This window comes from Paenibacillus sp. MAH-35 (assembly GCF_058135425.1).
On the sequence record NZ_JBYUPU010000018.1, the window covers coordinates 1 to 11,973 of the forward strand.

Consider the following 11,973-nt stretch of genomic DNA (forward strand, 5'->3'; position numbering starts at 1 on the left):
ATAAAATATTTATTTCAAAAAGTCATTGATTTTAAAAACGGGAGTATTTATAGTAATAGTCAATACCACATTAGGGGTGAATAGACGATGACCACGAATAAAAACAAGCTGACGACAAGCTGGGGCGCTCCCGTAGGAGATAACCAGAATTCCATGACCGCCGGTTCGCGCGGCCCGACTCTGATTCAGGACGTCCACTTGCTGGAGAAGCTGGCGCATTTCAACCGGGAACGCGTCCCGGAGCGCGTCGTACATGCTAAAGGCGCCGGAGCGCATGGCTATTTTGAAGTGACGAACGATTTGTCCGCTTATACGAAGGCCGACTTTTTGTCCGAGGTCGGAAAACGCACTCCTATGTTCATTCGCTTCTCTACGGTCGCCGGCGAGCTCGGCTCGGCCGATACGGTCCGCGACCCGCGCGGATTCGCCGTCAAATTTTATACGGATGAGGGTAATTATGACCTCGTCGGCAATAATACTCCGGTCTTTTTCATCCGGGATGCGATCAAATTCCCGGACTTTATCCATACCCAGAAACGCCACCCGCAAACTCACCTGAAAAACCCGAACGCGGTATGGGATTTCTGGTCGCTCTCTCCCGAGTCGCTGCATCAGGTGACGATTCTGATGTCCGACCGCGGCATACCGGCTACGCTGAGACATATGCACGGCTTCGGAAGCCATACGTTCAAGTGGGTGAATGCGGAAGGCAAAGCCGTTTGGGTAAAATATCATTTCAAAACCGAGCAGGGCATTCAAAATCTGGATGTGGGTCTTGCCGCCAAGCTGGCAGGCGAAAATCCGGACTACCATACGGAAGATTTGTTCAATGCGATCGATCAAGGGGACTTCCCTTCCTGGAAGCTGTGCGTGCAAATTATGCCGTTGGAGGACGCCGATACGTACCGGTTCGATCCGTTCGACGTGACGAAGGTATGGTCGCAGAAAGATTACCCGCTCATTGAAGTAGGCCGGATGATGCTGGACCGCAATCCGGACAACTATTTCGCGGAAGTCGAGCAGGCGACGTTCTCCCCCGGCTCGTTCGTACCCGGCATCGAGGCTTCGCCGGACAAAATGCTGCAAGGACGTCTGTTCGCTTATTCCGACGCGCACCGGTACCGGGTCGGCGCCAATCACAATACGCTGCCGATCAACCGTCCGAAAGCTGAAGTGAACCATTACCAGCGCGACGGCCAGATGCGCTCCGACAACAACGGCGGCGGCTCCGTCTACTACGAGCCGAACAGCTACGGCGGACCGACCGAGTCGCCGGAGCATAAACCGGCGGCCTATGCCGTATCCGGTCAGGCCGACAGCGTCGCCTACGATCACAACGATCACTACACGCAGCCGGGCGACTTGTACCGCCTGATGAGCGAAGAAGAACGCACGCGCCTCGTAGCCAATATCGTAGCCGCTATGGCGCCGGTCGAGAGAGACGAGATCAAGCTTCGCCAGATCGCCCACTTTACAAAAGCCGACCCGGAATACGGCCGCCGCGTGGCCGAGGGACTGGGACTGGCCGGGCAATAAGGCAGGTCTATACGGACCGACCGGGTAGCAGGCATGCCCGATCCTGCCCGTCCGGGACTGCATCGCGTAACGACAAAAAACCTCCATCACTGCGGAAGGCAGCGGACTGGAGGTTTTTGGTTGTCTCGGGCAGGAAATTTTCTTACGAGCGTGCGACCTTGATAACGAGCAGTTCCGCATCCCCATCCGCCGCATGCACGCTGTGTGCTTCCCCGGGCAGGATGTGCAGCAGCGTGCGCGGATCAAGCGTCACCTGACGGTTCTGAAAGCCGAACACGGCCTGGCCTGACTGGACGACGATCAGCACGTCCGCCTCTGTCCGATGTTCCGGGATCGTCTCTCCCGCCCGCAATTGCAGCTGCATGACCGCCGCCTTCCCAAACTCCGCCAATTTGCCGATATGTTTAGGGACGGCCCCCAGGTGACTTTCGAGTTTTATCGTTTCCATCGTGATCGCTCCTTTGCGATTTTATCGTTGCCAATTGATAACCGTTATCACTAATTCTTATTATATCCGATCCTGCGGCGCCCGCGTGTGATTACACTCACATCTCCGATCCAATCTTCGCCCCAAACCTCTGACGTCTTTCCTGCCCGTTCCGGTCGGCCAATCCCGTTTTGCCCCCGCGAACTTCGCCGCTTTCCCGTCCCGCTTCTGCCGAAGGTGTCGCGCGGGAACTCCTGCATAATTGACTCCATAAAGGGGACCCTACCATTTAATGTATAACGCTGAAACTTGGAGGCATGGGAGTGGAGAGTTCCTTCTCGAGACTGCAACTTGTTTTTTTGCTGCTGCTGTCGCTTGGAATATCGAACCATGTGCTGATTATTCCGCATCTCCTCCAAACTGCGGGACGCGATGCCTGGATCAGTATCGGGATGGCCTATGCGGTGCTGGTCGTCTGGAGCCTGCTCCTGTATCTGATCCTGAAGTCGATGCAGGCTTCGCCGTTCGACCGCTGGCTGGAAGGCCGGATCGGGGCTATCGGATGCTGGATCGTCATTGGCGTCTTCGCTCTCTATTTGCTGGTCGCGGGAACGATGATTATATTCGATACGGTCAAAAACATAAGCATCTACTTTCTTCCGCGAACCCCTAATGTCATTATTATCGTCACGTTTATCGGCCTCTGTTTCGGTGCGGCCCGGTCGGGACTGAAAACGCTTGTATACTTATCCGCCGTCCTGCTTCCCATCGTATGGATACTGGGGATGGGCGTGTCGATCATGACGATGGGCAACAAAGACTACGGCATGCTGTTTCCCGTCTTTACCGAAGGGATGGACCCCAGTATTCGGGGCGGAGCTCTGGTGTTTGGCGGGAGCATGGACCTGCTCGTCCTGCTGCTGCTTCAGCACAAGGCGGACAAGCCGTTGAACTACGGCACCGTTTTTGTGCTGCTGACCATATTGGCCGGCCTGATTATGGGACCGACTGTGGGATCTACCGCCGCCTTCGGTCCGTCCCAGGCCGGAAACATGCGCTTCCCCGCCTTCGAGCAATGGAGGCTGGTCATGATCGGCAACCAAATCTCCCATGTCGATTTTTTGGCAGCCTTTCAATTGATGGCCGGGAGCATGACAAGGACGGCGCTCGTAATTCATTTGCTGGCTACGCTGCTCGGAAGTCGATTCCCGAGATTCCGCCTGGCGATCGCCTTGATCTGCACCGTTGTCATGTCCTTGCCGTCCCTGCTGACTGTGAGCGATATCCGGATGCAGGAGCTGATTCACGCGTACTTCTACACCAGCTCGCTCTGGTTCGGCCTGGCGCTGACGGCCGTGCTGCTTGTCGCAGCCTATATGCGGCCGAAAGAAAGGAAGATGAACCGTCCATGAAGCCGATTCCTGAGGAAACTGCACTTTTTACCGAATTGGAAGCCCTGCTGTGCGAAGGAGGGATGACGATCGACCGGTTGAAAGAGGCTTTTTCCCGTTATGCGGATCTGCGTTTTCCGCCCTGCGAGCCGTTCGATAGCGATGACAAACTGACGGCCGTTTACTGCGACGGGATGGTTCCAGTTGAACAAATATCTCTCGAAAATGTGCCGGTTCGTCGCCCTCCAGCCGCCCTCCGGCGTAAGTGCGTCCTTCGATTATTCGGACGATCTGCCGTTGTTCGAAATCAAGCATACGATCGGCGACATGCTCACCGAGCTGTTTACCGGCAGCCTGATTATTTACCGGGAAGGGGACGCTTTTTTCTGGACGGCCGATATTTCCGACGTTCCTCAGCGCTCGTTGCAGGAGTCCAATACGGAAATTTCGATCAAAGGCCCGAAGGACGCGTTCACGGAAGATGTGTTTACGAACATCTCGCTCATTCGCAAACGGATGCAGACCGGACTGCTGTTCAGCGAGCAGTTTTTTATCGGGAACTTGAGCAAAACGCGTGTCGTTTTGCTTTATTTGAGTCATAAAGCGAATCCGGCCATGATCGCCGAGGCGCGCAAACGGCTGTCGACGTTCCAGGCGGAAAGCGTCGTGAGCAGCGGACAGCTCGAGCAATGGCTGTCGGACCGGACGTTCTCGCTGTTTCCGCTGATCGATTATATCGGCCGTCCCGACTTCGTCAACGAAACGCTGCTGCGCGGACGATTCGCCATCGTGGTAGACGGGTCGCCCATGGTGCTGATCGGGCCTAGCAACTTCCTCGAGCAGCTGAAAACACCCGAGGACGTTCACTTTCCCTATTATTACGTCATGTTTCAGCGGACTTTGCGGATTATCGGCCTGCTGCTGAGCATTTTCCTGCCGGGCTTCTGGATCGCCATCGCAACCGTGAATCTGGACCAGATTCCGTTTGCCCTGCTGTCGACTGTCGTTATCTCGCGCGAGGGCATCCCGCTTCCTACGTTTCTTGAGGCGCTGCTGCTGCTGTTTCAGTTCGAACTGCTTCGGGAAGCGGGCATCCGTCTGCCCAAGGCGGTCGGGCAAACGATCGGCATCGTCGGCGGGCTGATCATCGGCGATTCGCTGATCCGGGCGGGCCTTGCCTCCCCTACGCTGCTTGTCGTAATCGCGATCTCGGCGGTCGCCACGTTCGCCCTGGTCAATCAGTCGCTGTCGGGCACTGTCAGCCTGCTTCGGGTGTTTATTTTAATCATGTCCTCCTACCTCGGCATATACGGTTTCTTTTTAAGCATGTTCACAATCCTGATCTACCTGTGCCGGCTCGATTCCTTTGGGCTTGCTTTTCTGGAGCCGATCGTCTCCTTGCGGTTCAAGGAGTGGCTGGACGGGTTTCTCATCAATCCGTTCCGGCGATCCCGCTTCTCCTCAGCGATGATCAACAAGCGAAAAAGGAAGTGACGTCGATGCGAAAATCGGTATTCGCGCTATTGGCCGCTGCGGTTCTGGCGTTCGGTTCCGGCTGCGCCACGGACGTACAAGATATCGAGAAGCTGAATTATGCGTCGGCCCTCGGTGTCGACTACAAGGACGGCCAATATTACGGCTACATCCAATTTATCGATTTTCAGTCGGTGGCCAAAACGGACGGTCAGAAACCCGCCGCAAAAATATGGGTCGGCGAAGGGGTCGGAAAGTCTTTCGAGGAGTCGTTCTTCGACCTGTACCGGTCAGCTCAGGAACGGATTTACTGGGGGCATGTGACCGCTGTTCTGATCAGCGAATCGGCGTTCAAGCAAGGCTTCAGGGAGATCTCCGACAGTATTAGCCGGTATTACGAATTTCGGCTGACGCCTTGGGTATTCGGCACGAGAGAGTCCATCAAGGAAATTTTTACGGCGGCGGGATTTTTCGGGCAATCTCCGCTCAGTACGATCCTTCACGAGCCGGAAGGGACTTATACGCAAGCTTCGTTGATCAAGTCGGTCCAGTTTCACCGGCTGATCGGCCAAATCAGAGAGTCCATCAAGGAAATTTTTACGGCGGCGGGATTTTTCGGGCAATCTCCGCTCAGTACGATCCTTCACGAGCCGGAAGGGACTTATACGCAAGCTTCGTTGATCAAGTCGGTCCAGTTTCACCGGCTGATCGGCCAAATCTACGAACCGGGTTACACGTCCTGCATCCCGACGATCGCCCTGAACCGGACCGATTGGCAGGAAAAACAAAAAAAAGAGCCGAAGCTGATGCTCGACGGCGCGATTTTCCTCAAAAGCGAGAAGTTTCGCAGTTATATGCCGCTGAAGGAGCTGGAAGGGCTTCGCTGGGTCCAGCACGGTACTGTGCGCGCAGGCATTCCGGTGCCCAGCGAGTCGGACTCGACGGCGCAGATCGTCGTCGACGAGCCGAAAACGAAGCTGAAGCCCGTTTCGGCCGGTGAAGAGCTGTATTTTGACATGAACATGAAAGCGACCGGATACGTCGTAAATCGGGTCAATAACCGGACGCGCGGACTCGGACCGTTAACCGCCCAGACCAAAGAGGCGATCGAGCGGGAAATCCGGCAAACGTACGAGAACGGACGGAAGAAGCAGACGGACGTGTTCAATCTGGAACACAACCTTTACCGCAACCGGTACCGCGAGTGGAAAGCGTTGTCTGAGCAGAAGGAGCCTCTGCTTACCAAGGATGCGATCCGGCATATCGAGATCGATCTCAATATAACCCATTCCAGCTCGCAAAAAAACAAACGGATTACGCGCAACGAGTAGCGGTTTTACGGGACGATTCTCGGTCGGTTTCCCGGATACTGCCGAAAGCTTCGCACCGCCCGCAGCTCCCGGCCCGCCGTCATGCGTGATGCGGCGCGGCCCGGCCCGGCGGCCGGTCCCGGAAGCGGCTCCGGGTTCAGGCGCCGAACCTTTTCCGGTATCCGCACTTGCGGCACAGCTCCTCGACCGCTTCCCGGCGGGAAAACCCGTAAAACAGATTGTTCGCCCGCTCGCTCTCCACAATGTCCGAGAACGGCGTCTCGTTCACGTTGCCCAGATTGATGACGCCTTCCCCGTCGAGACAGCACGGCACGACGGTTCCATCGACCAGGATCGCCGCCTGGCTGCGAAGCGCATGGCAGAACCCTTTGCCGTCGTCTTCCGGCGCGCTCAGGCTCGGCCACTCGAACTCGTACTCCTGGTTCAAATAAACGTTCGGGGCGATCTTGATTCCGCCGCCCGGTATGACCTTCTCCTCGATACGGTAGTCGAGGTTAAATTCCTTCTCCAGCATCTCCAGCGTCTCGCGGTTCCGGTTGCGCTGCCGGTTGATCTCATTATCCTGCGTCAGGTTCCACAGCCTGAACGAGATGATGACGCCATGCTGCACCGCTTCGCGGACGAACGAAAATACGGTGCCGAGATACTTCTCCCGGTTCTCCGATCCTTCATGCCCGTCGAAGCTGTGAAGCGAGAAGTTCATTTGCCGCAAGGCCGGCTTGCCGAGCAGTTTCGGCGCCGCTTTGTGCAGCAGCGTCCCGTTGGACGTAATATTCACCTTGAACCCTTTGGCGTGGCTCGCGTCCAGCAGCTCGTCCAGCTTCGGGTGCAGCAGCGGCTCGCCTTTGACATGCAGGTAAATATGCTTCGTATGCGGGCGGATCTGGTCGAGAATCCGGTTGAACGTTTCCGGCTTGATGAAGTTGGCCTTCCGCTCCGTCTGCGGGCAGAAGCTGCAAGCAAGGTTGCATACGCTCGTAATCTCGATATATACTTTTTTGAATGTTTTCAAGTTGCTGCTCCCCATTCCCATATCCATCGGTTCTTCAGTTACCAGTATTTGTATTCCTGTTCGGTATGCATATGAATCTATCTTCGCTCACAACGGACCACTCGTCAAATTGTTAATAGTCCCAGCCTCGGAAGCTCGCTTCCCTGTCGCAGCAGATCAGGGTATATAGCGCTGCTCCTGCACAAGTACCCATGAAACAAAAACTCCAACGGACACAGCGGCCGTTATTGTGATGCATTTCGATCATTTTGATTTCTAACGGACATAGATGCAGCTATTTGGTGAGAAGCGTCACTTTTGGAGGTGCTTCAGAGTAAATAAGCGCTGTGGTGACCGTTACATTCTAAAACACTGTTTTTTAGCGAAATAGCCTCCACCATGTCCGTTAGAGTCTGGTTGTACGCCTACTGGCGTATTTTGACGCTGGCCTTTACCGAGATGTAGAGCCACTCCCACGATATACTCTCTGGCCATAAAACAAGCCCACTCTTCCCTTAAGGAAGCGCAGGCCCTTATCCGCGCCTTGCCGGCGCGCTTTCGTCTGTCGCACAAAACGAAGCTATACATCGTACTCCAGCTGTCTTTTCGCTTGGGCGATAAAGTCGAGCGGCGACTCGATCGTCTCGGCGTTATACTCCAGGGCACCCATCTTCAGCCCCAGCTCCACCTTGTATTTGGCGGAGAACCGGTTGGAGTTAAACTCCACCAGACTGTGGCGAATCCGGTCCATGACCACCTTCGCTCCCTCCTGGTCGGTAAAAAGCAGCAGTCCCCACGTAGCCTCTCCCCGGTCGAGCAAATAAAGCGAGTCGTTCGTGCGGATGCTGGCCTGACTGATTCTGGACAAGTCGATGATCGCCTCGGCCAACTGGTCTTCCCCGATCATACGCCTCAGTTCCTTCCAGTACTTGACCTTCAGCACGAGCAGTGTAAGCGGAATCTGGTACCGGGTCGAGATGCCGGCGAACACGGTGACGTCTTTGGTGAACGAGATCGTGTTTTTCAGATCGGTATTTTCGTCGAGGGTGGCCAGTCTGGCTTTCTGCTTCTGCAGCTCCGCGTTCTCGGTTTGCAGCCGCCGGGTCCCCGACGTAAACAACCAGGTTACGATCGTCAGAAGCGGCGTGACCAGCAGCCAGAAATACGTGCCGGCCCCGATCGTTTCGCCTTTCGATACGGTCTCGTACATGATATAGGCCCCGTAGCCGAAGATGAAGATCACGTTAAGGACAAGCCCTGTCGTAACCGTCGTAAAATAAGTGACGATGGCAAAAAAGAACGTCAGGTTCAGCAGGATCAGGTTTTGAAAATACGCATTCGGGTTCCCCGCCGTAAACGTCACGCAAATCATGCACAGCCCCAGAAAAACCAGGAAAGCGACGTCCGACACCAAGCTGTTGCGATTCAAATTCATCGTCTTCGGCCTCATTTCTTCCGGTATTTGCGGATGAGCAGCACGAGCGAGACGAGCGCGAGACAGGCAGCCAGCCCTACCGCCGCCAAGAAGCCCAGCACATCACTTCGTTTGGCTATATCGGCAATAACCGAATCTGTTTTTTCTCCGGCTTGCTTTTTGAATCGGTACGCATTTACGTTGCCGTCCTTGTCGGCCGTCACCCCGTCGCCGTACACGCTCCACTTCGCTTTCTCCGTCGCAAGCAGCTTGGACGCCAGATAGTAGCTTTCCGAGCGGGCTCCCGTTACGGCCAGCATTCCGGTGCTGGAGGAGAACGGAGAAGGAAGAAGCTGCAGCGTGCCGATCCGTGCGCCGTATTCGGAATCGATGCTTTTTTTCTCGTTGGACCGGATCGCCGTCCCTTTGTCGTCGTACTGAAAGTACAGGTTCTTGTTCTGGTCGCGAATCCATTTATTGTCCTGATACGTCCCGATGGCGATAATGTTGCGGTCCTTCAGCTCGCTCTCCTGGGCCGTATCCGGATATACTTTGACGTCCCCGGTATTGGCCACGGCGTAACGCCCGAGCAGATTGAACAAATTGGAGAACGTCCGGTACGTATACGCATCGCGCTCCTGAGGAAGCACGACCGCAACTTGATTGTAGGCGCCGTCGCGAAGAAACGGATACGGATAGTGGTTGAACAGCAGCTCGGTCCGGTCCTTCGTCTTGAAATCGATCATCGATTCGTTCGAAATGTACGCCCACGGCGTCTGCTCCTCGTTCTGCGTACAAGCCGCGTCGATCATCTCCAGATCAAATCCGACGGTAACCGCGAAGTTGCCGGATACTTTCAGATCGGTCGGGATGGCAAAGGTCGCGCGGTCGCCGTTCGCCATTTCTTTGGTCAGCTTCTTGCTTCCGATCGGCGTATCGTTGATCGATACGGTGACCAGCGAGCGGTTGAAGTCGAGGTTTTGCGAATAGCGGTAATCCAGGCTGATCCGTCCGCTATCGGCAATCGAGCGGTTCGCGGGCAGGTTGATGTAGTAGGACCGCTCCTGATGGTGCGGCCCTTTCAGCTCGTCCCCGTTCTCGGTGAAGCTGACCCGGGAGCTGAAGGAAACCGCCGGCGTAGAGACGTCCGTGCTCTCGTCCACCGCCTTGGCCTCGCCCGCGATCTGGCTCATCAGCTCGGGATTCGCCGTCAGCCGGGCCGCTTTTTTCAGCAGCTCCGCATTCTGGGAAGTGACGACCAGCATCGGCTGGCCCTCCTGATTCAGAAGCCGGAGCCACGCCTTGCCGCTCATCTCTTCGGAGCCGATAAGGCTCCGGATCTCCTCCGGCAGCCGGTCGTACAAGCCGACCAGCACGACGAGTTCTTTCTCCTTCAAGGCTTCCGCGCTGTATGGAAACAGCGGAATGTCCTTGTCGTCCCACGAATTCAGCTTGGCGAATCCGGATAGGACGTGCACAGCCGCTTCAAGCTCGGCCGTCTCGCTGCGGTCGGGTACGGTGATGACGCTGCCGCCCGCATAGACGGTGTCCGGACCGGCGAACCGTTTGGCGAAATCGGCGATCGTCCCTTCCATAGGCAGGCTCGTATAGCGTACGTCGATGCTGGACGTGTTGTGCAGCTGCAGCCATTGGTCCGGCGCCTCGACAATCGAGCAAGCCTGCTGGTCCTCCGTCCGGACATAACCTTGAATCTCGATCGTATTGTCGCCCTGCTTCAGCCACTCCTTCGGAACGGCGATCGTCAGCTGCTGCAAGCCCTTCTCCCCGGTTCCCGGCCGGAACGAATGGAACGGCTTGCCGTTAATCCACAACGTAACGCTGGATATCAGTTCCTTCGCCAGCGGCGTGACGACGTAATCGAGTTTCAGATTCACTTCCTGCACGTTCCAATAGTCCGGGATCTGGAACAGCTTTTGTTTGGAGCTCCTCATGCCCGTAAGGCTGGTCTCGTTGTCGGTAAATACCGTTTGCAGCAGCCGCGTCCCGTCCGGGTCCGGGGCGGCCGACGCCGCCTGCCCGGCCGACAGGAGGCAGAAGGAGAGGAGCGTGAGGAGTGCGATCGTTTTTTTCATGATAGTGGCCTTCTCCCGTTATCAGTTTTGAAGCTACCGCCTGGAATCGCCGGCGTTTGATTAGAACCTTTCGGTTTTGTACCACTTGACTTCCCGCGCTCCGACGACGTCCCGGATGTAGTGGTACATCCCGTAAGCGACGACCACGAGCCACATTTGACAGTACGAAACGTACATCAGCAAGATGATCCACAGGTTGGAGACGTTCATTTCTCCTTTTTCGGTCGTGAGCGTAACGTAGATTCCGACTACGAACAGAACGATGGCGAGCAGCCACAGGAAGGTGCTCAAGCCCGCAATGGTCGTATATACGTAACCGAGCGCATGGAGGATCAGCAGCAGGTCGGACGTGACCAGCGAGATCAGCAGCAGGAAGTAGATCGATAAGTAATACAGGATGTCGAACCGGATCGTTTTGGCCGAAGGATGGAACAGCAGCTTGCAATATTTGACGATAACGTAGATATTCCCTTTCGCCCATCGGGTGCGCTGCTTGAACCAGACTTTGACGGTCTGCGGCTCCTGCTCCCAGGTGACGGCACGCGGCTGGAATTTGATCTTGTAGCCCATCATGTAGATCCGGAAGCTGATCTCGGTATCCTCGGCGATCGCTTTGACGTCCCAGCCCCCGATCGTCTCGACAATATGCCGCCGCATAATAAAGTTGGTGCCGGGTATGGTGCACAGCTTGAACAATTTCCACCGCCCCGCCTGAGCCATCCACTGGAACGAAAGCGTCTCGATATTAATGAAACGGGTCAGCAGGTTGACGTCCCGGTTGCGGGTGCGGAACTTGCCGATGACCGCGCCGAGCGACGAATCGTTCGTAATCTCGGCGACGAGATAGCGCAGTGCCGTTTTCTCGGGCGTATTGTCCGCATCGTAGATGGCGATCAGCTCGCCTTTGCTTTGAGCGAAGCCGATATTCAGCGCGTTCGACTTTCCTTTGCCGCCGGTAACCGAATCGGTATTGATCACGATCAGATTGCGGCCCGGATACTTGGCCTGAATTCCGGCCAGCAGCTCGGCGCTGCGGTCGGATGAATTATCGTTAATGACGATAATCTCGTACCGTTCGTGCGGATAATCGAGGGCGAGCAGCGACTCGACCGTTTTGCCTATCACTTTCCCTTCATTATGTGCCGGCACCATAATCGTCACGAACGGGGCCTCGCCCCGGATGTCCGGCACCGGCTTGTTCTCGCCCTCGATGTAATACAAATATCCGGCAATAATAAGGACCACGTTGACTAGAAGCAAGGACCAGATACAGATGACGGCGATAACCATCAAGACGTCGGGAAGCGTCATGCGAGT

The 11,973-nt window shown here is 55.8% G+C and carries 9 protein-coding genes; 4 read left to right on the forward strand and 5 right to left on the reverse strand.

Going from position 1 to position 11,973, the window contains the following annotated elements; genetic code table 11:
- Positions 1 to 87: 87 nt before the first annotated feature.
- The gene (gene katA / locus AC3Y2E_RS19150) at positions 88 to 1,536 is read left to right on the forward strand and encodes a catalase KatA (RefSeq protein ID WP_379213128.1); all 1,449 of its coding nucleotides are present in this window, start codon (positions 88 to 90) and stop codon (positions 1,534 to 1,536) included.
- Between the two features lie 142 nt (positions 1,537 to 1,678).
- On the opposite strand, the gene AC3Y2E_RS19155 is transcribed toward katA, so the two are convergent.
- On the reverse strand, positions 1,679 to 1,984 hold the full coding sequence (locus AC3Y2E_RS19155) for an AraC family ligand binding domain-containing protein (protein WP_379213130.1): 306 nt from the start codon (positions 1,982 to 1,984) through the stop codon (positions 1,679 to 1,681).
- Between the two features lie 302 nt (positions 1,985 to 2,286).
- Here AC3Y2E_RS19155 and AC3Y2E_RS19160 point away from each other — a divergent pair, with 302 nt between their 5' ends.
- The 3 genes from AC3Y2E_RS19160 to AC3Y2E_RS19170 all read left to right on the forward strand — a co-directional run bounded on the left by AC3Y2E_RS19160 (position 2,287) and on the right by AC3Y2E_RS19170 (position 6,158).
- The gene (locus AC3Y2E_RS19160) at positions 2,287 to 3,375 is read left to right on the forward strand and encodes an endospore germination permease (protein ID WP_379213132.1); all 1,089 of its coding nucleotides are present in this window, start codon (positions 2,287 to 2,289) and stop codon (positions 3,373 to 3,375) included.
- Positions 3,376 to 3,558: 183 nt separating this feature from the next.
- The gene (locus tag AC3Y2E_RS19165; RefSeq protein WP_379213134.1) at positions 3,559 to 4,848 is read left to right on the forward strand and encodes a spore germination protein; all 1,290 of its coding nucleotides are present in this window, start codon (positions 3,559 to 3,561) and stop codon (positions 4,846 to 4,848) included.
- A gap of 5 nt (positions 4,849 to 4,853) precedes the next feature.
- The gene (locus tag AC3Y2E_RS19170; RefSeq protein ID WP_379213136.1) at positions 4,854 to 6,158 is read left to right on the forward strand and encodes a Ger(x)C family spore germination protein; all 1,305 of its coding nucleotides are present in this window, start codon (positions 4,854 to 4,856) and stop codon (positions 6,156 to 6,158) included.
- A gap of 136 nt (positions 6,159 to 6,294) precedes the next feature.
- Here the strand turns inward: AC3Y2E_RS19170 and AC3Y2E_RS19175 are convergent, their stop codons facing one another.
- The 4 genes from AC3Y2E_RS19175 to AC3Y2E_RS19190 all read right to left on the reverse strand — a co-directional run bounded on the left by AC3Y2E_RS19175 (position 6,295) and on the right by AC3Y2E_RS19190 (position 11,967).
- On the reverse strand, positions 6,295 to 7,170 hold the full coding sequence (locus AC3Y2E_RS19175) for a radical SAM/SPASM domain-containing protein (protein WP_379213138.1): 876 nt from the start codon (positions 7,168 to 7,170) through the stop codon (positions 6,295 to 6,297).
- Between the two features lie 559 nt (positions 7,171 to 7,729).
- Positions 7,730 to 8,584, reverse strand: coding sequence for a diguanylate cyclase domain-containing protein (locus tag AC3Y2E_RS19180; RefSeq protein ID WP_379213140.1), 855 nt, complete (start codon positions 8,582 to 8,584; stop codon positions 7,730 to 7,732).
- An 11-nt stretch (positions 8,585 to 8,595) separates the two neighbouring features.
- Positions 8,596 to 10,656, reverse strand: a complete 2,061-nt coding sequence (locus AC3Y2E_RS19185; protein WP_379213143.1) for a cellulose biosynthesis cyclic di-GMP-binding regulatory protein BcsB — start codon at positions 10,654 to 10,656, stop codon at positions 8,596 to 8,598.
- A gap of 60 nt (positions 10,657 to 10,716) precedes the next feature.
- On the reverse strand, positions 10,717 to 11,967 hold the full coding sequence (locus tag AC3Y2E_RS19190; RefSeq protein ID WP_379213145.1) for a glycosyltransferase family 2 protein: 1,251 nt from the start codon (positions 11,965 to 11,967) through the stop codon (positions 10,717 to 10,719).
- Between the last annotated feature and the right edge of the window lie 6 nt (positions 11,968 to 11,973).

Bases quoted from the DNA above. Each gene is read 5' to 3' on its own strand.
- AC3Y2E_RS19170 (WP_379213136.1), top strand. From the start codon at position 4,854: ATGCGAAAATCGGTATTCGCGCTATTGGCCGCTGCGGTTCTGGCGTTC.
- AC3Y2E_RS19155 (WP_379213130.1), bottom strand. From the start codon at position 1,984: ATGGAAACGATAAAACTCGAAAGTCACCTGGGGGCCGTCCCTAAACAT.
- AC3Y2E_RS19180 (WP_379213140.1), bottom strand. From the start codon at position 8,584: ATGAATTTGAATCGCAACAGCTTGGTGTCGGACGTCGCTTTCCTGGTT.
- katA (WP_379213128.1), top strand. From the start codon at position 88: ATGACCACGAATAAAAACAAGCTGACGACAAGCTGGGGCGCTCCCGTA.
- AC3Y2E_RS19185 (WP_379213143.1), bottom strand. From the start codon at position 10,656: ATGAAAAAAACGATCGCACTCCTCACGCTCCTCTCCTTCTGCCTCCTG.
- AC3Y2E_RS19190 (WP_379213145.1), bottom strand. From the start codon at position 11,967: ATGACGCTTCCCGACGTCTTGATGGTTATCGCCGTCATCTGTATCTGG.